At 46.8% G+C, this 24,467-nt stretch carries 21 protein-coding genes and 1 pseudogene; 14 read left to right on the forward strand and 8 right to left on the reverse strand.

Annotated elements, in window-relative coordinates; all coding sequences use genetic code 11:
* Window positions 1-2: 2 nt before the first annotated feature.
* Both RID53_RS26295 and tadA read right to left on the reverse strand, forming a co-directional pair.
* Window positions 3-764 (reverse strand): lysophospholipid acyltransferase family protein, encoded by a 762-nt coding sequence (locus tag RID53_RS26295; protein WP_446390925.1) that lies wholly within the window; start codon window positions 762-764, stop codon window positions 3-5.
* A 44-nt stretch (window positions 765-808) separates the two neighbouring features.
* Window positions 809-1,369: a tRNA adenosine(34) deaminase TadA gene (gene tadA, locus RID53_RS26300; RefSeq protein WP_446390908.1), complete on the reverse strand. Its 561-nt coding sequence runs from the start codon at window positions 1,367-1,369 to the stop codon at window positions 809-811.
* A gap of 170 nt (window positions 1,370-1,539) precedes the next feature.
* Here tadA and RID53_RS26305 point away from each other — a divergent pair, with 170 nt between their 5' ends.
* From RID53_RS26305 to RID53_RS26340, 8 genes and pseudogenes are all read left to right on the forward strand, one after another.
* Window positions 1,540-2,868: an efflux RND transporter periplasmic adaptor subunit gene (locus tag RID53_RS26305; RefSeq protein ID WP_446390909.1), complete on the forward strand. Its 1,329-nt coding sequence runs from the start codon at window positions 1,540-1,542 to the stop codon at window positions 2,866-2,868.
* Window positions 2,869-3,424: 556 nt separating this feature from the next.
* Window positions 3,425-4,015: a DUF3038 domain-containing protein gene (locus tag RID53_RS26310; protein WP_446390910.1), complete on the forward strand. Its 591-nt coding sequence runs from the start codon at window positions 3,425-3,427 to the stop codon at window positions 4,013-4,015.
* 178 nt (window positions 4,016-4,193) lie between these two features.
* The gene (locus RID53_RS26315; RefSeq protein ID WP_446390911.1) at window positions 4,194-5,771 is read left to right on the forward strand and encodes a DUF4335 domain-containing protein; all 1,578 of its coding nucleotides are present in this window, start codon (window positions 4,194-4,196) and stop codon (window positions 5,769-5,771) included.
* 180 nt (window positions 5,772-5,951) lie between these two features.
* Window positions 5,952-6,104 (forward strand): hypothetical protein, encoded by a 153-nt coding sequence (locus tag RID53_RS26320; RefSeq protein WP_446390912.1) that lies wholly within the window; start codon window positions 5,952-5,954, stop codon window positions 6,102-6,104.
* A gap of 44 nt (window positions 6,105-6,148) precedes the next feature.
* Window positions 6,149-7,732, forward strand: coding sequence for a B12-binding domain-containing radical SAM protein (locus RID53_RS26325; RefSeq protein WP_446390913.1), 1,584 nt, complete (start codon window positions 6,149-6,151; stop codon window positions 7,730-7,732).
* A gap of 284 nt (window positions 7,733-8,016) precedes the next feature.
* Window positions 8,017-9,417: a DNA methyltransferase gene (locus RID53_RS26330; RefSeq protein WP_446390914.1), complete on the forward strand. Its 1,401-nt coding sequence runs from the start codon at window positions 8,017-8,019 to the stop codon at window positions 9,415-9,417.
* Window positions 9,390-10,395 (forward strand): annotated as a pseudogene (locus RID53_RS26335) (type II restriction endonuclease). The gene RID53_RS26330 and the pseudogene RID53_RS26335 overlap by 28 nt, the downstream one beginning before the upstream one ends.
* 301 nt (window positions 10,396-10,696) lie before the next feature.
* A complete protein-coding gene (locus RID53_RS26340) occupies window positions 10,697-12,355 on the forward strand; it encodes an ABC1 kinase family protein (protein ID WP_446390915.1) in 1,659 nt (552 codons plus the stop codon).
* 144 nt (window positions 12,356-12,499) lie between these two features.
* Here RID53_RS26340 and RID53_RS26345 read toward each other — a convergent pair whose 3' ends face one another.
* The 3 genes from RID53_RS26345 to RID53_RS26355 all read right to left on the reverse strand — a co-directional run bounded on the left by RID53_RS26345 (window position 12,500) and on the right by RID53_RS26355 (window position 14,595).
* Window positions 12,500-13,045 (reverse strand): cofactor assembly of complex C subunit B, encoded by a 546-nt coding sequence (locus RID53_RS26345; RefSeq protein WP_446390916.1) that lies wholly within the window; start codon window positions 13,043-13,045, stop codon window positions 12,500-12,502.
* A gap of 243 nt (window positions 13,046-13,288) precedes the next feature.
* Window positions 13,289-13,642, reverse strand: coding sequence for a PadR family transcriptional regulator (locus RID53_RS26350; protein ID WP_446390926.1), 354 nt, complete (start codon window positions 13,640-13,642; stop codon window positions 13,289-13,291).
* Between the two features lie 491 nt (window positions 13,643-14,133).
* Window positions 14,134-14,595, reverse strand: a complete 462-nt coding sequence (locus RID53_RS26355) for a hypothetical protein (protein WP_446390917.1) — start codon at window positions 14,593-14,595, stop codon at window positions 14,134-14,136.
* A 271-nt stretch (window positions 14,596-14,866) separates the two neighbouring features.
* Here RID53_RS26355 and RID53_RS26360 point away from each other — a divergent pair, with 271 nt between their 5' ends.
* The 3 genes from RID53_RS26360 (at window position 14,867) to rseP (ending at window position 18,226) form a co-directional block, all read left to right on the forward strand.
* Entirely contained in the window at window positions 14,867-15,436 is a 570-nt protein-coding gene (locus RID53_RS26360) for a DUF3611 family protein (RefSeq protein ID WP_446390918.1), read from the forward strand.
* A gap of 162 nt (window positions 15,437-15,598) precedes the next feature.
* Window positions 15,599-16,885 carry a serine--tRNA ligase gene (gene serS, locus RID53_RS26365; RefSeq protein WP_446390919.1) on the forward strand — a complete coding sequence of 429 codons (1,287 nt, stop codon included), beginning with the start codon at window positions 15,599-15,601 and terminating at the stop codon, window positions 16,883-16,885.
* A gap of 240 nt (window positions 16,886-17,125) precedes the next feature.
* Window positions 17,126-18,226: an RIP metalloprotease RseP gene (gene rseP, locus RID53_RS26370; protein ID WP_446390920.1), complete on the forward strand. Its 1,101-nt coding sequence runs from the start codon at window positions 17,126-17,128 to the stop codon at window positions 18,224-18,226.
* A 34-nt stretch (window positions 18,227-18,260) separates the two neighbouring features.
* Here rseP and RID53_RS26375 read toward each other — a convergent pair whose 3' ends face one another.
* On the reverse strand, window positions 18,261-18,398 hold the full coding sequence (locus RID53_RS26375) for a hypothetical protein (protein ID WP_446390921.1): 138 nt from the start codon (window positions 18,396-18,398) through the stop codon (window positions 18,261-18,263).
* Between the two features lie 33 nt (window positions 18,399-18,431).
* On the opposite strand from RID53_RS26375, the gene nth reads away from it, so the two are divergent.
* Both nth and rpsN read left to right on the forward strand, forming a co-directional pair.
* The gene (gene nth / locus RID53_RS26380) at window positions 18,432-19,085 is read left to right on the forward strand and encodes an endonuclease III (RefSeq protein WP_446390922.1); all 654 of its coding nucleotides are present in this window, start codon (window positions 18,432-18,434) and stop codon (window positions 19,083-19,085) included.
* A 180-nt stretch (window positions 19,086-19,265) separates the two neighbouring features.
* Window positions 19,266-19,568: a 30S ribosomal protein S14 gene (gene rpsN / locus RID53_RS26385; protein WP_446349045.1), complete on the forward strand. Its 303-nt coding sequence runs from the start codon at window positions 19,266-19,268 to the stop codon at window positions 19,566-19,568.
* A gap of 63 nt (window positions 19,569-19,631) precedes the next feature.
* Here rpsN and RID53_RS26390 read toward each other — a convergent pair whose 3' ends face one another.
* Window positions 19,632-19,961: a hypothetical protein gene (locus tag RID53_RS26390; RefSeq protein ID WP_446390923.1), complete on the reverse strand. Its 330-nt coding sequence runs from the start codon at window positions 19,959-19,961 to the stop codon at window positions 19,632-19,634.
* 423 nt (window positions 19,962-20,384) lie between these two features.
* On the opposite strand from RID53_RS26390, the gene aat reads away from it, so the two are divergent.
* A complete protein-coding gene (aat, locus tag RID53_RS26395; RefSeq protein WP_446346027.1) occupies window positions 20,385-20,972 on the forward strand; it encodes a leucyl/phenylalanyl-tRNA--protein transferase in 588 nt (195 codons plus the stop codon).
* Between the two features lie 327 nt (window positions 20,973-21,299).
* Here the strand turns inward: aat and clpB are convergent, their stop codons facing one another.
* Complete coding sequence (clpB, locus tag RID53_RS26400) at window positions 21,300-23,927, reverse strand: ATP-dependent chaperone ClpB (RefSeq protein WP_446390924.1); 2,628 nt, start codon at window positions 23,925-23,927, stop codon at window positions 21,300-21,302.
* Between the last annotated feature and the right edge of the window lie 540 nt (window positions 23,928-24,467).

Consider the following 24,467-nt stretch of genomic DNA (forward strand, 5'->3'; position numbering starts at 1 on the left):
ACTTACGCAGCTTCTTTGACGGATTCTCGGTTTTGATCGACCTGTTTGAGTGCCATTTCCAGATCGGTGGTTAGCTGTTGAGCGCCTTTTTTAGCTGACTGGTTGCAATACTTGGCGACATCTAAAGGAGATCCAATCTGAATATCAATATCAGAACCCCAGTGAGGAACAGGGTCACTATAACGGATACTAACGGGGACAATTTTTAATCCCAAACCCGGTTGATTAGATTCCGCTTGCAGGGCAATTCTCGCCATACCGGGTTTAAGTGGATTAACCTCACCATGACGAAAAATATTACCCTCAGGAAACATAACTAGGGCTTCGCCACGACGCAGGAGTTCGACACTGTGGCGGATACTGCCAATTCCCGGTTGTTTGGTATTCACGGCAAATCCACCCATACGCCGAATAAACCAGCCTTGTAATCCTTTTATTTCATCTTGCGACACCATAAACCGCAAATCCCGTCCTGTGACAGGTTTCCCAGCCGCATAAGCCATGGTTAACCCATCCCAACGTGATCGATGGGTGGGTGCTAAGATAACTGGACCCGTTTGGGGAATGTTGGCTTGTCCCTTCACTTGCAGCCGCCCAAAATAAAGAGGCATGAGGATACGGCGACCCAAGGGATAGAGGATGGAGGTTAACAAAGGGGAAACACTGGAGTTGACGGGAACTATTTTGGCGGAATTGACCGTCTTTGAATCAGGCTTGTCCAAGGTTGAGGAGGTTTGGTTCTGTTCACGGGATTGGAGTTGCATCATAAGGGATTGTGTTTTTTGTGTTTCGACTCTCCACTTTTACCTTATGAGGTCTGACAACCCCTGTCGTCTACTGAAGGGACAGTTCTGTTAATGTCATGGTTAAGCGTTGATTGTCGATCGCGCTGGCGTCGTTGGGCAAACCAGGATTTCAGATATTCTCGACATTCGGTTTCCATAATTCCAGCCAAGACGGGTAAGCGATGGTTGGAGTAAGCGCTATCAGGACTATTAGCAACGGTGCGGATTGTGCCAGTTTTTGGGTCATCCGCACCATACACCAGCAACCCTAGCCGCGCCAAAATAATCGCCCCAGCACACATGGCGCAGGGTTCTAAGGTGACATAAAGGGTGCAGGTGTTTAAATGCCAGGTATTTAAGGCTTGTCCGGCTGCACGTAGGGCGAGGATTTCGGCATGGGCGGTGGGATCGCGATCGCGTTCTCGCCGATTTTCGCCAGTGGCGATGAGATTATCCTGATTATCAATAATCACTGCACCAACGGGGACTTCCCCCGCTTCCCCCGCCGATTTGGCGATCGCTAAGGACCTGTTCATCCAGTAGCGATGCTTTTGATAGGCAAGGTGATTAATAGGCGGTAACATTTAGAGTAGATATATGAAGAAACTTTAAAACACCCCTTGGCGACTTTACCCTAATGGGAACTAAAAGCGTGTACTCCCCGAATCAATTGAGTCATTCAGCGTCTGCGGCTTCCCCAGCTTCCCCTCACCACAATACTTATTCAGCAAGCCCTAACTATTTGGGTTTTCTGATGCTGTGGATTATTTTACTTGTACCGTCTCTCACTGGATGTGGCATTAGTCCCAAGACAGAAGCTGGGGCGCAACCCAAACCCCCTGGTGCAGAAGAGAAAACCAGTACAGCCGTAGATGTCGCGATCGCAGAAACGGGATGGGTGATAGAACCCATAGAGTATAAAGGTAACACTCAACCTCTGCGGGATGTCTCCCTGCGATCTCAAATTGAAGGGCGAGTGGTGAAGCTAACCGTTGATATTGGTGATCGGGTACAACAAGGACAAATTTTAGCCCAGATTGATGACGCCTTATTACAAACGGCTGTAACCGAAGCCCAAGCCGAACTCGCCGCCCTCAAATCAGAAGTCGCCCGCGCCCAAACCCAGGTTGGAAATGCCCAAGCCAGGGCAGAACAAGCCCGGTTAGAATTGCAGCAAGCTAAAGATGATGCAACACGGTTACAAAACCTGGCGCAAGAAGGTGCCATTTCTCGACAAGAAGCCGAATTAGCCCAAACCGCCGCCGCCACCGCCCAACAAAACCTGGAAGCCACCCTCAAACAAATTCACACCGAACAACAAGCCGTTGCTGCTGCACAAGAGAGGGTTAAGGCGCAGCAAGCTATTTTAGCTGAAAATAAGGAACGTCAATCCTATGCGTTACTCGCCTCCCCGATTAACGGTGTGGTATTAGAACGAGTCACCGAATCGGGGAATTTGGTGACACCGGGAAGTGAACTGCTGAAGTTAGGGGATTTCTCTCAGGTAAAGGTAGAAGTTCGGGTTTCAGATCGAGCATTAGCGGATATTCAGGTGGGACAATCGGTAACGGTGCAGTTAGACGCCCTTACCCATGAATCGTTTTCCGGAAAAGTGACCCGAATTTCGCCAGCAGCAGATAGTGAAGCCTTACAAATTCCTGTAGAAGTGACGATTCCCAACCCGAATCGTCAAATTGGGAGTGGACTTTTAGCCAGAGTTAGCTTCACCCCAAATACCCAAGCCCAAGTTGTGGTTCCGCAAACGGCGTTAGAGGTTGGTGGAGAGTCAGGGCGTGGAGATACTCAGATGGCGAAAACAAATAAAACCTCAGAGAAAGCGACGGTATTTGTTGTGGTTGAAAATGGGGGTGAGTCTACCGTTAAAGCCCGTCAAGTAGAAATAAGCGATCGCGCTAAGGGTAGAGTGGCTATTGTATCCGGTTTAAAGCCAGGAGAACGGTTTGTGGTTCGCAGTGATGCGCCGTTAAAAGATGGAGATACAGTGCGTTTGAGTATTTTATCAGCAAGTTATAGCAGTATCCTTTCGCGTAGTTACAGTACAAATGTTCTAAAGGACTCCTGATAAAGCCTCCATTTCTAATGTGTAAATACGCCAGCGCGTAGCGCTATAAATCGGCAAAGTCTTTGTCTTTGTATAATGTTCCTAATTTATAATACATTTTCATGTATACATTTCATGACAGGGAAAGATGCACGCGCTACTCTAACCGTTTCTTTTGGTACTTCCCAATAGTTTTGTGGATGTAGTGTCATCGCTGCCGACCATCAACTCTTCAACTTTTTGTATTATCTTATTTATTGCTCTTCGCCCCCTTTGGGGTCTGACCCCCCATTACCCCCTAGAGGGCGCAAGCTGATGGGTTCCTCTCAACGTGAACAATGAATGGACGTGAAGGAATAGAGCAGCGGAGTGATGGGGGTGAGGGGTCTGACCCCTGATTCGCCAGCAGTATCAAGGAAGGGGACTGGGGGGTTAGGTTTGATATCGATGGCGTGAAAAGTCAAATTCTCCAATCCCTCAATTCTGCCCCAAGGAAACTTGATGTAAACTCTAAAGGTCGTGTTTCTCTATTGGTAACTGAATCCACCCGCCTGATTAAATTTCTGACTCTAACGTTATGCGCTCTACCCTAAAGACGCCAACCTCGTCTCACGCTTGGCAGGATTTACCCCTGGCGCAAGTGCCAGACTCTATGCAACTGGATAATATTAAAACCCAGTTGGATTTAATCTTGCTGGCGCTGGAAGCCTTGGCGGGTATTGGTTCTGAAGCCATGCTACAAGCGGCGGCTGACTTAAACTTAGAGTCAGTGGTGTCCGATCGCGTCGGGTTATGGCGTCTGCGTCAGTCTAACCCTCAGCGTAAAAGTTCAGGGGGGCGCAAAAAGCTGGATGTGGAAGAAGCGCGATCGCTGGTTTTGATTATTTGCCATTTAGCCAAACAGCATCAGGAACTCCTCCGTCGGGCTGTAGCCCTATTGGAACAAATGACTGAACAAGATAGTGAACCCCATCGGACTGCCTTGTTAGGCGATTATCTCGATACATTTATTAACACCTATCAGGAACGGATGGAGCAAGGAGACAATGTATCTATGGATTTACTCAATCAACTGGCATTCAAATTACTCATTGATTTACTCTTTTACAGTGATTCTCATGGTCATCGGCGTCTCTGGTTAGCCTTATTGGGTTCAGCGTCTGGCTAATATCAGTTATCAGTTATCAGTTATCAGAGGCTGGGGGAGATGGGGAAGATGAGGGAGATGGGGAAGATGAGAGAACTTTCCTTGTCTGTGTAATCAGTGTCAATAAGCTCTCACCTCTCTACCCCTATCTCTCCAATAAATCCGTGAAATCAGTGTTTTGACAAATGACGAATAACAAATGATAATGCCTAGCTCAGTTCTACGCCGCTATACGCCACCCACCTGCACTCTGGAAATCGTGGCAAAAACGTCACCCCTGTCGCGTTGGGTGGGGAAGTCTGTGGTGAAAGACTTACGGTTTGAATTACATTTTGATGATCCGCGACAGCCTGACGAAAAGCTAGTTACGATAAAAGGCGATCGCACAGAACTGGATGTCTTATATGAGGCAGTAAGTCACTACGTCCAAAACTTCCTCAACACCTCTCCCCAACCCTTATCCTGGACTAATCTAACCTCTTCTGTACAACCTGATAATCCAGGTGAATTTGAATCTAATATCCCAGAACCCGCCTCTCCTATTTCATTAGTTACCTCTGATCAACCCCAAGACAATCAAGAGTCGAAGCTACCATCCACAAAATTACAACCTTTAAAACAGTGGGCAATTCCATTAGGCATTACGCTACAACCCAAAGGGTTAGTCACCCATGAATTAGTTCTGGGTCAACTCGCAAACGAAGACTCTGGATCAGTTGTTTACTTAAGTGTCCTCCAACTGTTCGATTTAGCCACGGCTTTAGATGATTATGTCGCAGAGATTTTAGCCCTACCCAACCTCAATCGCGCTGGTAAAGCCAAAGTTTTACCCCTGTGGACAAAAGCCGCCGCCGCCGTTGTATTAGCCGTAGGAGTAACGACGGCGGGTGTGAGATGGTTCAATCAATCCCAATTAACTCAGGAAACCGCAAGCCTCAGTTCAGCCTCAGATTCAGCCGAAGAAGTCCCCTCCAACCTGGCTCAAGAACTGCCCACACCAACACCATCCCCCTTACCTTCGCCACCTTCGCCAATTCCGACGCCAACGGTACCACCCTCGTTAGCCAACGCGCCCACAGTACCTCCCCCCAAACCCGTTAAACCCCCAGCACCATCGACTCGGAGTTCGTCACCCGCACCCGCACCCCAACGTCAAGAGATTGCCATCACACCTCCACCCCAGCGCCCTCCGGCTCAACCTGCGCCGAGTACACCAGCCTCTCCGTCAACTCCACCCTCTGCCCAAACCAGTCGCCCTACAGCGCCGACGGGGAATGTGCAAAAGTCCCCGAGTTCGACCCAAGTACCCGCGACACCCCCACCTCTGCCCGTATTTCCCCCTCTTGATGTCACTCCAGCTACACCAGAACTCCCCGACGTGATGAGTCGTCCATCAGTAACCGCCCGTCGTCCTTCTTTGCCAACGGATACGGAGATAGAGTCAACCGAATTAGATGATACCAATGATGCCGCCAGAGGTAGACTCTTTGATACAATTCCTCAAGTTGCCCAAGCAAGAACCTACTTGCAACAGCGATGGCAACCGCCAGAAGACGTGACAAAAGCGCTAGAGTATCGGTTATTTATTGACCAAGATGGTTCCATTGAACGGATTATTCCTCTGGGACAAGCTTCACAAGTTCACATTGAACAAACAGGTATTCCCTTAGTCGGTGAACCGTTTGTTTCACCCGTTGAAGGAAACAGGAATCCCACAATTCGGGTTGTCCTGAATCCAAATGGTCAAGTTGAGACATTTTTAGAGGATATGCAGTGAAAGAAATGAAGGATAGGATAGGGAACAGGGAACAGGGAACAGGTAAGGTAGAATTTCGAGTTAACTTCCTCATCTCCCCCATCTCCCTCACCTTCCCCATCTCCCCCTGCTTCCTCTGCTTCCCCTGCTCCCTCTGCTCCCCCTGCTTCATCGTATCTACGAAGCTGCTCAAGTATTTTTATGCCCGCTGCACTAGTGGTGCGATCGCACAGGGGATTTTATCACCGACTTTTCGCAACCCCACTGTATTGTGGAAAAATTCCCCCTATCAGAAGAATCGCGATCGCCCATCAAGGCGTATACTATGGGGAATTGGGAAGTGGAAGACCCTAAACCGGAGAATTCCCTGATTCCCATTGCCCACTACCTAAACTACAATGCGCGTTTTACTCCTCTATCCCCAGTTTCCCAAATCCTTCTGGTCTTTTGACAAAGCCATCGAACTGGTTGGACGCAAGGTAACTCTGCCGCCCTTGGGTATGATTACAGTGGCAGCGATCTTGCCTCAGACGTGGGAATTTCGTCTGGTAGACCGGAATGCAAGGTTAGAAACTCAAGCCGATTGGGATTGGGCAGATTTAGTCATTGTCTCCGGGATGATTGTGCAGAAACCTGATTTGCTGCATATCATTCGGGAAGCCAAGCGGCGCGGGAAGACAGTTGCAGCCGGAGGTCCCTATTTTACCTCTGTACCCGAAACAGCATTACAAGCGGGGGTCGATTTTCTAATTTTGGATGAGGGAGAAATTACCTTACCCAAATTTGTCGAAGCGCTAGAACGAGGAGAAACCTCTGGTGTACTCCGTTCTGATGGAGAAAAGCCGGATGTCACCAATACCCCGATTCCTCGCTATGACTTACTGAATTTAAGTGACTACAGTGATATGTCGGTACAGTTTTCTAGAGGCTGTCCGTTTCAGTGTGAGTTTTGTGACATTATTGTCCTGTATGGGCGCAAGCCTCGCACGAAAAGCCCAGAACAACTGCTCGCCGAATTACAACGACTCTATGATTTGGGGTGGCGGCGTTCGATTTTCTTAGTGGATGATAACTTTATTGGCAATAAGCGCAATGTCAAGCGATTACTGCGAGAAATGGGTCCTTGGATGGCGGAACGCGGCTACCCGTTCCGCTTAAGCACAGAAGCTTCGGTGGATTTGGCACAGGATCAGGAATTGTTGGATCTGATGATAGCAGCTAACTTTACGGGTGTGTTTTTGGGAATTGAAACACCGGATACGGAAAGTTTATCCCTCACCCAAAAATTCCAAAATACTCGCAACTCTCTGATGGAAGCCGTACAAACGATAAATAAGACTGGACTGCGGGTGATGGCAGGCTTTATTATTGGCTTTGATGGGGAAAAACCCGGAGCAGGCGATCGCATTATCCAGTTTGTAGAAGCCACAGCGATTCCTCAAGCCATGGTGAGTATGCTTCAGGCTTTACCCAATACGGCATTATGGCATCGACTTAAGCGAGAGGAGCGTCTGTTAGAAGAAAATAAGGAAGCCAATATTCACCAAGGAACCCTAATTAATTTTATCCCTACTCGTCCTGTCGAAGACCTGGCTCGCGAATATGTCAGTTGTTTCTGGGAACTGTATGAACCTCACCGCTATTTGGGGCGCGTGCATCGCCATTTCCTCCAGATGCAACCCACGCCGCACAAGCGTAAATTTAAGATACCAGACTGGATGACTCTACGGGCGCTATTAATTATTATGTGGCGACAGGGAGTCAAGCGTTACACTCGGTTCCAATTTTGGCGTCAATTCTTCTCCATTTTGCGAAACAATCCCCGCATCTTTGAGCGTTATATTGTTAACTGCGCTCATCTAGAACATTTTCTGGAGTACCGTCAAATTGTCCGAAATAATATAGAAGCGCAATTAGCGGAGTATTTAGCCGAAAAAGCCAAGCTTTCTGCTGAAGTGAGAGAAACCGAATTAGTCAGCTAAATTAATTACTGGCGTGGTATAAGCTGTTTTGCATTTAAACCTTAATGTCAATAATGACGAAATCCTTGCCGTAGTAGTGCGAGCATCTTGCTCGCTACATTGAGCATCTTGCTCGCTACCCATTCCCAATTTAAATGCGTGACAGCTTAGCTAAAATGGCGGATTAGATTTGACGATGGAATCGGGCGCACGTCTGTGCGTCCCTACAGTGGCTGGATATTAATCTATCAAATTAGATGTGCGACACCACTACATTAAAATCTGCTTACCCGTGCATAGTATAAATGGTATCAGTTAAACCCAGCTTAGGTGAAATTGAACACCTAGACTCTAAATTAATAAAACACTTCGAGGGCAAGTTAATTGTCCATGAGCAGCTCAACCGCTCATTGGTTAGTTATCAAGCCAATAAAACTCGCGCCATATATCGGTGGTATAAGTATAAAGAGGCGTTTTCTGCTGCTTTAGTGGACTATCTATTGCAGCGTTATGGGATTACTAACGGCACAATGTTAGATCCATTCGCTGGGAGTGGTACAGCCCTATTTGTCGCAAGTGAAATGGGTATCAATGCCCAAGGAATTGAATTACTGCCGATTGGTCAGGAAATCATTACCATTCGGAAACTATTAGCCTCAGACATTACCACTGATGATATTACTACTTTAATCAATTGGTCAACCAAACAACCTTGGGAAAAGGTTGAGAGTCTCTGCTCTCTTCCCGAATTACGAATTACTAAAGGAGCATATCCCGAAGCAACGCGAAACGCCATCGAACAATACATGAGCGCATGGCAAGGTGAGAATAAACGAGTTCAGGCTATTTTACGCTTTGCCTTACTTTGTATTTTAGAATCCGTGAGTTACACACGCAAAGACGGTCAATATTTGCGCTGGGATTATCGCTCCAACCGGAAAGCCGGAAAGAAGGCGTTTAATAAAGGAAACATTTCCAGTTTTGCTGAAGCCATTTGCAGTAAAATCGATGAAATTATTGCTGATTTACAGCCTCAACATGAACAGCTTGAACTTTTTACGGTAGAGAATGAGCGAGGTGAGATTAAGCTTGATAAAGGTTCATGTCTGGATTTAATGCCGATGTTACCCGATAGTTTTTACAATGCTATTGTAACCTCGCCCCCCTATTGTAATCGCTACGATTACACAAGGACTTATGCCTTAGAATTAGCGTTGCTGGGCATCAATGAGCAGGAATTGGTCAAGTTGAGACAACAAATGTTGAGTTGTACCGTGGAAAATCGCCCCAAAGATTTACTCCAGATTAATCCTCAATGGAAATCGGCGATCGCGGCGGCTGAGCAACAGGAATTATTACAAGCAATTCTGCACTATTTAGATGACCAGAAATGCCAGGGTATTTTGAATAATAAAGGAATTCCCCGCATGGTTCGCGGTTACTTCTATGAAATGGCTTGTACAATCGCTGAATGTGCGCGAGTTTTAAAATCTAATGCTCCCTTAATCATGGTGAATGATAATGTTCGCTATGCTGGAGCTAGTATTTCAGTGGATCTGATTCTTTCAGACTTAGCAGAAAAACTGGGCTTTTTTGTGGAAACTATCCTCGTGTTGCCCAATGGTAAAGGTAATAGTAGTCAACAAATGGGCGCTCATGGACGAGAACCATTGCGGAAGTGTATTTATGTGTGGAGAAAAGGCTAATGGCAGCGGATAAGCCCTATTATCAGCATTTGAATGCCAGTGATGACTTAGTGACTCCTTATGCAGCAATAAGAGCTGGTTTTGTCGCGTTAGCTTTAGAGAAGAATAGACGTGCTACACCATTTGTTGAGCAAGCAAGAGTTTTGAAAGTGGCTGCGTCTAGAATCCAAACCCCTATAGAATTAGTGAATATTGAGGACATACAACCAGCATTATTAACAGCAGCAGGTGTTTCAGATAAAGCAGCGAAGTATTTAGAGCAGCAGGATAAAATAGCTGCAATTCGGGGATTGATTGAAGATTTTCTTGAGCCAGCAGGCGCAAATTTTATAGAGGAGTTAGTCTTTCGATTTCTGCTGATACGGGGAGATACTCTGGGTGGTTCAATGCGAAATGTTGGTGGAATTTTGGCACAACGTAAGTTAACGCGCATGTTGATATCGACTTTGAACGAACGTTGCAGGTAAATCTTATCAATGGCTGCACTCAAGCATGAACCGATGGGTTCAAATGACTGATGAAGACTCAGATATTGAATTGCACTTAAAAGGACTAAGCTGGAAAAACAATGATCAAAACAGGACTCTTATTTATAACTTAACTGTGCCTTTTATTAAAAACAATGTAGACTTATGTCTGTTAAACTGTAGTCCCCAAGAGTTGGCAACAAAAAAACTGGCTAAAGTGACGTACAAGCTTCCGACTGTTTACCTGGCGCTTGGAGAACTAAAAGGAGGTATTGATCCGGCTGGTGCTGATGAACATTGGAAGACAGCTCGTTCAGCACTACAGCGCATCAATCAGGCATTTCTAACCCATGGACTAAAACCCCATACCTTTTTTATTGGAGCTGCAATAGAAAAGAAAATGGCAAATGAAATCTGGCATCAGCTAGAAGAAGAAACGCTGACCAATGCGGCTAACTTAACGAATGACAATCAACTGGCATCTATATCACGTTGGCTATGCAGTCTTTAAGTATATCTCATCAAGCTGCAAATGACTCTATAATCTATAAATTGAGAAACCGATAAAATGCACGTCAATCGAAATCTAAGGAACAAAACCCAACGCCTAGAAGATTTTGTTGGGTTTCGCTATCGCTCTACCCAACCTACTATTCCCAACTTAATCCAGTAGACGGATTGCCAGATAAGGAAACTCCTGCAATGATTAAATTATTTCTTATATTAAATACAGTATCCTTCAGTTGAGGGACTAGAGTACAACTTACCTGACTCTTAGACTAACCTCTGTTCCAAGCCTATCAGTATAAACTATGTTCTCCTTAACTCAAAGCAACTCTCGACAACGCGAAATTCTAGAAGTCGTCTTCCGCAATGGTTGGGAGTACATGCGAAGACTGCTGACAGGTAGTAAAGCTGACGAACCGCAATTGCCTCCCCCAGAGGTGCTGCGGAACGTGCTAACGGAATTGGGACCGGTTTACGTGAAGCTAGGACAACTGCTGAGTACTCGTCCTGATTTGTTACCCGCTGATTACATTGACGCTCTCTCAGAACTCCAAGCTAAGGTGCCACCTGTGGCGTGGAGTGAGGTTGAAATATTACTGCGAAAGCAACTGCGAAAGCCTTTAGAAGAAACCTTTGCTAAGATAGATCCTCGATCTGTGGCTGCTGGTTCTATTGCCCAAACCCATCGAGCCACCCTAAAAAATGGTCAGGAGGTAGCGCTTAAAGTTCAGCGTCCAGGAATTGATAAGGTTGTTCCTCAGGATATTGCTATAATTAAAGGCTTGGCAGATTTAGTCTCGCGTACTGAGTTTGGACAAGACTATGATGTTGTAGCAATAGCTGAGGAGTTTACCAGCGCTCTACAAGCCGAACTCGATTTTACCCAAGAAGCCAGCTACACAGACCAATTGCGGCGCAATCTCTCCAGAAGTCGCTGGTTTGATCCCACGCAAATCGTGGTTCCCGCTATTTATTGGGAGTTGACCACGGAGAAACTGATGGTGATGGAATGGTTAGAAGGTAAACCCATTCTAGACGCCCACTTTTCTGCCGAGCAAAATGGCGAGGATAGCGGTAACGAGAAGAAAAAGCGCCAAGAAATTACGACGCTTTTATTTCGTGCCTTTTTTCAGCAACTCTACGTCGATGGTTTTTTCCATGCTGATCCTCATCCAGGCAACTTATTCTATCTTCAGGATGGTCGCGTGGCGCTTTTAGACTGCGGGATGGTTGGGCGTTTAGACCCACGCACTCAACAGATTTTAACCGAAATGTTACTCGCGATCGTAGATTTAGATGCTCAACGCTGCGCCCAGTTAACCCTGCAACTGTCTGAGTCCGGTCAACCCATTATCTTATCGCGGTTGGAAAATGACTACGATCGCATGTTGAGAAAATACTACAACCTCAGCATCTCACAAATCAACTTCAGTGAGGTCTTTTATGAAATCTTGGAACTTGCCCGAAATAACCGAGTCCGCTTACCCAGCAATATGGGATTATACTCCAAGTGTCTCGCCAACCTAGAAGGGGTGGCTCGTACTTTTAATCCAGAGGTGAATCTCCTCGACGAAATCAAGCCCCTGATGACCGATTTATTTCGGCGTCAGCTTTTGGGTTCAAATCCCTTGCAAACCTTTCTCCGAACCGCTCTGGATGTCAAAAGTCTCTCGCTACAATCTCCCCGTCAGATGGAGTTACTGCTTGACCGGATCACTTCAGAAACTTTAAAGTGGAATATTACTATTCGGGATATCGATCCTCTGCGCCGCAGTCTAGATGATTCAGCCAATCGGCTTTCATTTAGTATTTTGGTGGGTTCCTTGATTATGGGTGCAGCAATTATCTCGACAGGAGCGCAAACGAGTGAGCTTTCGCTTCTGAGTAATATCCTGTTTGGTGTGGCGAGTTTTTTAGGGTTGTGGTTAATTGTCAGTATCCTCAAATCAGGACGATTGAAATGATGACTTTTCAGTATTGGAAATTCTAGTTTTTTGGGAACAGGAAACAGGGAACAGGTAGGTAGAGTTTTGAGTTAACTTCCCCATCTTCCCCATCTTCCCCAGCTTCCCCATCTTCCCCAGCTTCCCCAGCTTCCCCAGCTTCCCTTAATCCCCCGCCTCCGGAGAGGGTTGAAGTTTCAAGGCTTGCTGCAGTTGGGCAAGTTCATCGCGATGGGCGATAACAGTAACTAAGCTTTGCATATCCGTTTGCGGATTTGGCAAAGGTTCAACTTTTAGGAACACCTGTTCATCGCGTCCCGCACCTTTCCAGTAAAAAATGCCAGCCACAGGAGCCAGTAAAACTAGCCCCAGGAAAACCTGGGATAGGTTTGGGTACAGTATGGATAGAACCAATGATAGGCAAAGAATACCACAGGCAGCCAGTGCGGTTAAAAAGATAGCCAGAAACCAACTAGGTCGGACAAAACCCTGAAATGTCACTTGACCCGTGGCTGGGTCAACCCCAGCTACCCGGTATGCCCTTTGATCAAAATAGTTCTGCAACCGCTCTAAGAGGGAGGCTTCGGGTTCTTGGGCAATGAGTTGAACTTTTTGAGTTCGGTCTTTAACCGAAGCACGGATGAAAAAGAACAAACCTACTGCTAACAACAAAGTCAGCAGGAATGTGGAAGACAGAATTGGTGTACTCACAGATATTGACCAACAACAGGTATCCTTGGCTTACCACTTTACTGGGGTGAACCGATCATGATTCAACAGTTGAGTCGTAAGAGACTCAACAGCTCCCCTGTCGTTGACAATAATAACTCATTTAGCCGAAGAACCCGTACATGACGGCAGAAACTGACCATCAGTTCACCCCACAAACCAGTGTTTGCACCGAACTTGAGTTGGATCTGGTTGTTACTGATGGTGTAATTCTGCCGAAATGTGCTATATTGCTTGTTTCTCCTGAGTAATATAGCCACGCCAAAACCCTGCTAGTTCGCGGGCTTTATCCCGCCAATCGCTAGAGATCTGATACATACGACGGGGGCGTCCTCGTCCTTCCACTTTTTTCCAATACCCAGTAATTGCCCCAGCTTCTTCTAGAAACTTGAGGGCGCTGTAAAGAACTGTATCAGACAGTCGATAGGTTGGGTATTCGTGTTCGAGTTGTTGGATCAAGTGAGTGCCATAGGATTCCCCTTCTATGAGGACAGACAACACATAACATACGGCTAATTCCTTGTTGAGATAGTTGGGAGGAGGGTCTTGAAAAAACTGATAGATATCCTCAAATTTCATCTGCATAGTCCGCTGAATATCCCAGTAAGTCAGATTTGCATGGGACAGTTTTCCTAAAACTAACCATGGTTTCAACACCCTGAAAAAATTCGGTGCAATGTATCGATCAGCAATGAGCAATCTCGGCTTGCTCATTCCTCTGGTACTTTATAACCTCAAAATATTGAGGTCGTCTAATGCACTCGTTAGTTTGGTTACGGCAGATGCAACAGCACTGAATAATCTCCATCAATTTTAGCTAAGTAATGGAGTAATTTTCCAAAAAAATCGAGGCTTCCAAGTCCAGATCCGGGGAAAATCGTCCCCTTAGTGTGCAACCTGAGTGCGTGATCGCATTGCTAGTATTAATAATTTCTACTAGCTTATTGAGCAATAGTCCGCAATATTTTGTTTTCAATTCCTTAACGTTTTCCCTAAGGGGGTTTCAGACCGTCTATTTTTCACGACTTGGAGATGCTACCCTATTTCCGGAGGGGTCTGGAAAACGTTAGTTAAACACCCAGTTCTGGATTCGTCTGCCAAACTTCTTTAATAATCTTACCCGTTTGATCGAAGTCAGCCTGGTAAGACATTGACCAAACCACCATCAGTCCCTGATCAGATTTGGCGGTGATCTGAATTTGAGCTTTAACCGTGCGATCGCGCCGTTGTTGCTCCAGTACCTGAAAGTCTTTGATATCATACTGGCGGAAAAAGTCCTGCCAAGCTGAGTAGATGGAGATCCCCTGATAGGTCTCATTCACATCAGGTACATTGTAGGAGCGCTTAAGAACGGCATGATCACTGTAGCCATAGATTAACAGATCGGGATTAGCCGTTGCGATCGCCTGCCAGTGTTCTTGAGCTGCAGATAGGGGATTCGTGCTGACCTGATTTTTGTACAACGACAAACTCCAGACTAGAGCAATGGCGCAGATGGCGTAGGATAAACGTTGTTTCCAATTCGGTTCCATACGCTTCCTCCATGAGCTGACGAGACGATGAGGTTCCCACCGTAGGGCTAAAGCTTGGCTTTGGCTTTATACCTGACCTAACAGACGCACAACCCCCATTAAAAGTTCACTGAGGAATAAGCTAAAGATTATGAAAGATAAATGATGAATTATGAAAATTTATAATGAGTGCAAAGATTCGTCGGAGTTAGCGTTTCGCTTGCACAAACAACAGTTTTCTAGTTCTCCTGGTTAAATATGAAATAGGTGTCACTCACGGATTCGAGTCCCAATGCGAGAATTGCCCGATACGTCCTCACTACCCACCCCCCTACAGCGCATTGCCTTGGTGCTGCGTACCTTTGGCAGAATTGCTTTGTGGGTACAATTAATCCTCGGAGTTGTGTCGCTGGGGATCTTGCTCACCGGAATCGTTGGTCGTACCGTTGGACCGACAGAAGAGAAACAAGGGGTTGGGTTTGGCATATTTTTAGCAATATGTGGGTTAGTCACATTGGGTGTGGGTGTCTACATCGCATGGCGCTATACTCGCATTTCCCAACAGTTACTCGTTGGCAATACCGAAACACGACCCAGCAAAGCCGATACCCTTAAAACCATTAGACTAGGATTAATCGTCAATATGGCGGGCATGTTATTGACGATTTTGGGTGCCCAAGCCATTATCGGCAGCATTGTGATCCGCTCGATTTCCCAACCCTCTGGCTTGACAGTGTATGACGCCAACCGATTCGTGCGACCCTTAGACTTATTCTTGGTACAGGCGAATATCAACACCATTACGGCTCATTTTGCGGGTATCGCCATTGCCATTTGGCTGTTCAATCGAATTAATCGGTGATTTGTCATTTGTCCTTCGTCCTTCGTCCTTGGTCATTTGTTGGCTCCCTCATCTCCCCCATCTCTTTCATCTCCCCCAACTACCCCATCTGATTGGTATTCTGGAAAATGGTAATTTCACCCAGATGCCCAAGGCAATTTTGCCCAGTATCCCTAAAAATCTGTGCTTGACCTAAAGCAAATCCGAGAAAATCCCCAAAGCGTTCAAGAACGCCTAGAAAAACGCGGGGCGGGTCAGTATGACCTCCAGCCCATTTTGGACTTGAATCAGCGCCAACGGGAACTAGAGACATCCCGTAGTCGCCTGCAAGCCCGTAGTAACGAAATTGGTAAACTCATCGGTCAAAAAATTAAAGCCGGGAGTTCCCCTGATGCGCCGGAAATCCGAGAACTGCGAGAAGAAGGCAATCAGGTTAAAACCCAAATTAGTGAACTAGAACCTCAAGAAAAAGACCTGAAAGCAGAAATTGAGGCGCTATTACTCTCCCTACCCAATCTACCTAGTCTTTCAACTCCTATGGGTGAGAGTGAAGCGGACAACGTGGAGGTGCGCCGTTGGGGTGACGAGTATATTCCCCAGAATGACAAGATTTTACCTCATTGGGAAATTGGCGAAACCCTCGGTATTCTCAATTTTGAGCGGGCGGTGAAAGTAGCACAAAGTCGTTTTGTCAGTCTAATCGGTGTCGGTGCTGCCTTAGAGCGGGCGTTGATTAGTTTTATGCTAGATCGACAAATTGCCGCAGGCTATGTGGAAGTGATCCCACCGATACTGATTAACAGCCGCTCATTAACGGCGACGGGTCAACTGCCCAAATTTGCCGAAGAAAGCTTCAAGTGTGATAGCGATGATCTATGGCTTTCGCCCACGGCGGAAGTCCCCTTAACTAATCTTTACCGTGACGAAATTCTAGACGCCTCCCAACTCCCTATTTATCACTGCGCCTATACCCCCTGCTTTCGCAGAGAAGCTGGTAGCTACGGACGAGATACTAAAGGACTGATTCGACTGCACCAGTTTAATAAAGTTGAACTGGTTAAAATTGTTCATCCGAGTACCTCGGAAGCGGAACATGAAAAGCTGGTGGAAGATGCTGCTGCCATTTTAGAGGCGTTAAAACTCCCTTACCGTGTTATTGAACTCTGTACTGGAGATCTAGGATTCTCTGCCACAAAATGCTATGACTTAGAAGTGTGGCTTCCTTCTTCGGGAAAATACCGTGAAATTTCGAGTTGTTCCAATTGCGGTGATTTCCAAGCGCGACGCGGTAGTCTACGCTTTAAGGAAACGGGCAAAAAAGGAACTCAGTTTGTCCATACCTTGAATGGATCTGGATTAGCCATTGGGCGCACCCTGTCGGCAATTTTAGAGAATTATCAGCAACCTAACGGTACAGTAAAAATACCAGAGGTTCTACACTCCTATATGGGGGGACGCGAGGTGTTATGAGCCTTAACCCGCCTTGGCTTGAACGCGATGTTTTCTGTAGGGGCAGGTTTGACTTTTATCGTTCCTTGTTCATCCAAAGGCGACTAAACCTGCCCAGCCTAAGTGCAACAATTAACCAGAGAACTCCTTGATCTTCCGGGTTTTGCCTTGCTTGGCTAACGCTAACGCTAACATCTTCCCAAGTATTGAAAGCGGCAACGTACAATAGAAAGGACGCAAGCAATCGTTACATTACTTCTTATGTCAATTTTGGCGGCGATCGCAGTCTTGGCGGTTTTGATTGTGGTGCATGAGCTGGGTCACTTTATGGCAGCTCGTTTGCAGGGCATTTATGCAAATCGCTTTTCCCTGGGTTTTGGTCCGATTCTGTGGAAATACCAAGGACCTGATACGGAATATGCGATACGCGCTTTCCCCTTGGGCGGATTTGTTGGTTTTCCCGATGATGACCCCGATAGCGAGATCCCTCCGGATGACCCAAATTTACTTCGCAATCGACCCGTTTTAGACCGAGCGATTGTAATTAGTGCTGGGGTCATAGCCAACCTGATCTTTGCTTACTTTTTACTGGTGGTGCAGGTGGGAACAGTAGGAATTACTGATTTCAATTACCAGCCGGGAGTCCAGGTTCCAGAAATTGCCGCAGAAAGTAGCTTAGTAGCCAAACAAGCCGGGATTAAACCCGGTGATGTTATCTTAGCGGTTGAGGATCAACCCTTGGGAGCCAGTCGGAATGCGATCATTACCCTGATGACCGAAATTCAAAACTCTCCCAACCAACCCCTAGAACTGTCGATTAAGCGGGGTGAACAAACCTTGTCTTTGGACGTGACGCCAGAAGCCGGAGACGATGGCAAAGGTAGAATTGGCGTACAACTGGCACCCAATGGTGAAATAGTCCGCAATTACGCTGATGGACTTGTCGAGATGTTTACGATTGCGGCTGACGAATATCAGCGCCTGAGTACTGAAATTGCCAAAGGCTTTGGTCAACTGATTAGCAACTTTAGTGAAACGGCTGAACAAGTATCGGGTCCGGTAGCGATTGTGGCAATTGGCGCGAATATTGCCCGTTCTGATGCGGGAAATCTGTTTCAGTTTGCGGCGTTGATTAGCATCAATTTGGCGATTATTAATATCTTGCCCTTACCCGCATTGGATGGGGGTCAACTGGCATTTTTAGCGATCGAAGGAATTCGCGGTAAACCTATCCCCACAGAAGTTCAGCAAAATATCATGCAAACTGGATTGGTTTTGCTTTTAGGGTTAGGTATTTTCTTGATTGTGCGGGATACGGCAAATTTGGTTCCCTCAAGTTGGGTACAAAATTTGTTTCAATGAGGATTGTCATTGGTCATTTGTCATTGGTCATTGGTCATTTGTTAGGGAACAGGGAACAGGGAACAGGGAACAGGGAACAGGGTAATGGGCTATAGAAATTTTGTCTCTCATCTCCCTCATCTCCCCCATCTCCCTCATCTCCCCCAGCTCCCCCAGCTTCCAGACGTAGCATGCTACGTCTCTACATTGCTTCCCTAAATTCTTCATGAGCATCACCCGTAAATGGTCAGCCCAACAGCAACGAGCCTTGGAGATTTTGATTCGCCTGAAGCGACTGTATCCAGATGCTCACTGTACGCTCAACTATGACACTCCTGTACAGTTACTGGTGGCGACGATTCTCTCAGCCCAATGTACGGATGAACGAGTGAATCAGGTGACACCGGAGTTGTTTCGCCAATTCCCTAATGCTAGAGCGATCGCGCAGGCGGATATTGAGGTGCTGGAAGCCTTGGTGCGTCCGACTGGATTCTATCGCAATAAGGCGAAAAATATTCAAGGGGCTTGTCGGATGATCGTCGCCGAATTTGGCGGTCAGATTCCTAGACGTATCGAACTGCTGATGAAATTACCGGGTGTAGCTCGCAAAACTGCTAATGTTGTGCTAGCCAATGCCTTTGATATCCACGAAGGAGTGACGGTGGATACTCATGTCAAGCGTTTGACTCAGCGTCTGGGTTTGACGGAACATAGTGACCCAATTCGCATCGAACGTGATTTAATGCGACTGTTGCCTGTGGAAGACTGGGAAAACTGGTCAATTCGCTTAATTTATCATGGTCGGGCAATTTGTCAGGCGAAGAAGCCGAAGTGCAACGCTTGCGTACTGGCTGATTTATGTCCCAGTGCTAGGATTTGAGGGATGATGGGAAGCTGAGGGGGCTGGGGGAGCTGAGGGAGCTGGGGGAGCTGGGGAAGATGGGAGACAAAATTTCTATAACCCATTACCCTATTGCCTGACCAATGACCAATGACAAAGGACGAATGACAAAGATAAGATAGGAAACAGTGTCTTTATTTAGGGAAACGCCAAAGACTCATGGCTAAAAAAGGAATGATTGAGCGCGAGAAAAAGCGCCAGAAGCTGGTTGAGAAGTATGCGGCTAAGCGAGCAGCACTGAAAGAACAATTTGATAATGCATCCTCTCCGGCTGAAAAACTAGAGATTCACCGGAAGATCCAACAGCTACCCCGCAGTAGTGCGCCGAATCGGGTACGGAATCGCTGTTGGGTAACTGGGCGTCCCCGAGGCTACTATCGGGATTTTGGTCTATCTCGTCATGTGCTGCGGGAATGGGCGCATAAAGGATTACTACCAGGAGTAGTCAAGTCGAGTTGGTAGATTTGGGTCATTGGTCAATCGTTCTTAACGAAAGATAAAGGACAAAAGACCAATGACTGATGACTAATTCCCACAGCAACGGTCAATACCCAGACTGTCGAGGAGCAAATCGCTAACCGCGTTGGCGATCGCGAATTCACTATAGAAGCTTTCTCGGAAGTCGAAGGCTTGCATTTCGGTGACAATGGCAATGACTAAAGCGCCGACATCGTTTTCGCCTTCTAAGCGTTGGCGGACAAAGATTTGGGAGGCGCGATCGGCAATGTCCTGATTGGCTGGTTCTGGTAAAAATTCATGATCCAGCCAGTACACCAAAGCGTCTCGCAACCATTTTCCTTCCTGCTGGGCATTTTCAGCAGGGGGAAGGGTAACTGGGGGAATGGGTTCAGCCATAAAATGTCAAAAGTTAACTGTCTACAGTCAAAATGTTTATTGTCGGGATGGGAAAGCTACTATTCTGGGAACATAAGCTGTTCGGCATTGAAACCTTATTGCCAATACTTGCGAAGTCCTTGTAGTGCGTTTAGCGAAGCCATGCCGCAGGCTTTACAACTTTCTCACTACTGATACTTTCTATCTCCCTTGTCTCCCCTATATGCTACTTATGACCACAACTTGGTATTAACAATGCATACTATTTCAAATTTGTCAACCTCAAAAATTAAGGTCGTGTGAGCAGCATAATTGAGAAATTAATCTTTGATTTAATCAGGGAGATGTCACTTTTAAGCATAGCGAAATTATGTCTGATCAGGAAAATTTTAAAATGGTGTTTAGCGATTCGAGAACAGGGACTCTCAACCGAGTTCTAGTGCTATGGAGTTAAATATTCCGACAATAATTCAAGGATATGCTCAAGGCTATTTTTTGATGGCGGATGAAACCGGATCACTAGGGTGGTACTCTAGTCGCCAGCGAGCAATCATTCCCTTAGACGAACGGTTTCGCTATCCTAAATCTCTACAACGGGTTCTCAATCAGAAGCGGTTTAGCACGGCAATTAACCGAGACTTTAAAGGCGTTGTGGCAGGTTGTGCCAATCGGGAAAGCACCTGGATTTCTCCAGAACTCCAGGAAATTTATTGGTTACTTTATCAGGAAGGTTGGGCGTATAGCTTTGAAACGTGGCAAGGAAATGAACTAGCGGGTGGGATTTTAGGGATTGTGATTGGCGGCGCGTTTATTGGCGAATCCATGTTTTACCGGATTCCCGAAGGCTCGAAGGTGGCGTTAGTCAAATTAGTCGAGCGGTTGCGATCGCGCGGCTTTTTGTTGTTTGATGTACAAATGATGAATCCTCACTTGGCTCGCTTTGGCGCTTGTACGATAGAGGAGCAAAAGTATCAGGTGCTACTACGGCAGGCGTTGCGACGGCGATGTTATTTTGATCGGATTCCGGTATGAATCAGGAAATTGGGAATTAGAAAAAGGCAACAGCCAGGGATTGAGGGTTTTTACAATTCTTAACTTCGTTAACTAGGGCTTGCTGCAAAAACCCGAAACCCATATCAAGCAATGCTTTGAGCCATATTGACAGTGGATAAAGTGCAAGGAAATGGGGTAGCATCCTTCATAAGTATGGCATCACCTTGCTCAGGGAAAATGTACCCTTGCTCCCCCAGCTCCCCCAGCTCCCCCAGCTTCCCCAGCTTCCCCAGCTCCCCCTCACCACAACACTTATTCAGCAGCCCCTAAATCCCCTTAAACCTAGAGTCCCTGGCTGTCGAGGGCTTAACCGGATTGCGTGGTTAACAACTCTGCGGGTAAGCGCTTGAAGGTTAGCCGTTCGTTCTCCACATCCACAAATATGGTATCGCCATCACTAAACTCACCCCGCAGCATGGCTTTAGCCAACTGGGTTTCTAATTCTCGCTGAATCGCCCGCTTCAAGGGACGTGCGCCGTACACCGGATCATATCCGACTTCGGCTAAGTAATCGATCGCCTCTTCCGATAACTTCAGTGACATTTGCCGTTCGGCTAACCGTGTTTCCAGTAGCTGGGTTTGTAGGGAGACGATATGGCGTAACTGGTGTTTTTGCAGGGCGTGGAAGATAATTACTTCGTCAATCCGGTTCAAGAACTCTGGACGGAAGCTGGTTCGCATCGCATCCATGACTCGTCCCCGCATTTCGTCATAGTGGGTATCATCGCCAGCTAAGTCGAGAATGTACTGTGACCCAATATTACTGGTCATGATAATCACGGTATTCTTGAAGTCTACCGTATGCCCTTGAGCATCGGTGACTCGACCATCATCGAGGATTTGCAGCATTATATTGAACACATCATTATGTGCCTTCTCGATTTCGTCGAAGAGAATCACCGCATAAGGGCGTCGCCGGATTGATTCAGTTAACTGACCCCCTTCTTCATAGCCAACATAGCCAGGAGGCGCACCAATGAGGCGAGAGACGGCGTGTTTTTCCATGTATTCCGACATATCAATCCGCACCAAGGCGTCTTCAGTGTCGAATAGATACGCGGCGAGGGCTTTTGCCAATTCGGTTTTCCCGACACCCGTCGGACCGAGGAAAATGAAGCTAGCGGTGGGACGATTGGGGTCAGCTAACCCTGCACGCGATCGCTGAATCGCATCGGCGACGGCGGTAACGGCTTCTTCTTGTCCGACGACTCGTTGATGTAGTTCCTCTTCAAGTTGTAGGAGTTTCTCTTTCTCGGATTCGACCAGCTTGCTGATCGGAATTCCGGTCCACTTGGAGATAATTTCGGCAATATCAGACTCGGTGACTTCTTCCCGCAACAGGGACTTACCACTGGTTTGGGTTTCGTTTAGCTGTTGTTCAGAAGCTTGTAGGGATTGTTGTAACTGGGGGAGTTTCCCATATTTAAGTTCAGCCGCCCGATCCAGCTTGTATTCCCGTTCGGCTTGAGAGATTTCTACGTTCACTCGGTCAATTTCTTCTTTAATCCCTTGAATCCGATCCAGAACGTCTTTTTCGGATTGCCATTGGGCGTTTAAGGTGCGTTGGTCTTCTTTGAGGTTTGCTAGTTCTTGTTCCAGACGATCTAAGGGTTCCATGGAGGCTGGATCACTGTCTTTTTGGAGGGACAGCTTCTCCATTTCCAGTTGTAGGATTTTGCGATCGATTTCGTCGAGTTCTTCCGGTTTGGAGGTAATCTCCATTTTTAGTCGGGCGGCGGATTCATCGACTAAATCAATGGCTTTATCCGGGAGGAAGCGATCGCTAATGTACCGGGTGGAGAGGGTGGCGGCGGCGACTAAGGCGCTATCGGAGATTTTAACGCCGTGGTGAACTTCGTAGCGTTCTTTTAACCCTCTGAGGATGGAGATGGTATCCACGACACTGGGTTGATCGACGAAGACTTGTTGGAAACGCCGTTCTAAGGCGGCATCTTTTTCTAAATATTTGCGATACTCATCTAAGGTTGTCGCCCCAATACAGCGCAACTCGCCTCTAGCTAGCATGGGTTTGAGTAAATTCCCCGCATCCATTGATCCTTGAGTCGCCCCTGCACCGACAACGGTATGGATTTCATCAATGAACATGATGATTTGTCCTTTGGAGTCGGTAACTTCTTTAAGAACCGCTTTTAATCGTTCTTCAAATTCGCCTCGGAACTTCGCCCCGGCGATTAACGCCCCCATATCCAAGGCGATTAATTTTCGATCTTTGAGGGATTGGGGAACATCGCCAGCGACAATACGTTGTGCCAATCCTTCGGCGATCGCGGTTTTACCCACTCCGGGTTCCCCAATCAAAACGGGGTTGTTTTTGGTGCGACGGGAGAGAATTTGGACAGTGCGGCGAATCTCATCATCTCGCCCAATCACCGGGTCAAGTTTGCCTTCTCTAGCGGCTTCGGTTAAATCCCGTCCATATTTCTCTAGGGCTTCGTATTTGCCTTCTGGGTTTTGATCAGTCACAGTTTGGTTCCCCCGAATCTGGGTAATCGTATTTCTCAGTGTTTGTTCGTCTAGTTTAAATTCCTGAAATAAGCTTTTGCCAAAGCGATCGTCTTTCACATACGCTAACATCAGATGCTCGACGGAGATGTAGTCATCGTTAAATTCTTTCCGGTAGCCATCCGCCCGATCTAATAAGGTATCCAGGCTACGCCCCATATAAACAGAGGAACTACTCCCAGACACCTTGGGTTGACGCTGGATAAAGGCGTCGGTGGCTTCCCGGATGCGCTGCACTGGGATTTGGGCTTTATTGAGAATGCTGATTGCCAGCCCTTCTTGATCTAGGAGGGCTTTCATCAAATGTTCGCTTTCAATTTGTTGTTGCTGGGCGGCTTTAACCACATCTGGGGTTTGGGCGAGGGCTTCCCAGGCTTTTTCGGTAAATAGATTGGGATTATTGGGTTGCATAGTCAGTCGTTACCGTAGAGAATTTTTTTAACTGACCTCATTTTAGAAAGTGGCTGGCGATAGCTGGATCGGTGTTCACGGCTTTTTTACGGCGTATTTCAGCACCACGGAGGTATGCCAGAAATCAGAAGGCAGTGGTTCGACAGGCTCACCAACCAGGCAGGAGGCAACAATACTCTATTTTATTTCACCGTAGGGGCACGGCATTGCCCATTGGTATCAACTTAAGGTCGAAAACCAATGCTGGTAAGGTTTTCAGCTATGTCTATCTACTGCTCAACATTTTCCCCTCATCCCCTAACCCCTTCTCCCACCGTGGGGAGAAGGGGGATCGGATGCTCTTGCTCCCCTCTCCCGTGCCAAAAAAGCGAAGCATCATCTGTCCTCCCCCCTCTTGTAGGCAGGGCTAATTCATTGTGATGAGAGAAAATTAGGGCAACCAGGACTATTCATACCAAATCCGATTGCGAGAACCACCTTATAAATTAGAACAGCAAAATGCCATCAACAATGTTACATAAGGCTTTTACCGTTTTCAAA

The organism is Coleofasciculus sp. B1-GNL1-01 (assembly GCF_040220235.1).
Lineage (GTDB): Bacteria > Cyanobacteriota > Cyanobacteriia > Cyanobacteriales > Coleofasciculaceae > Coleofasciculus.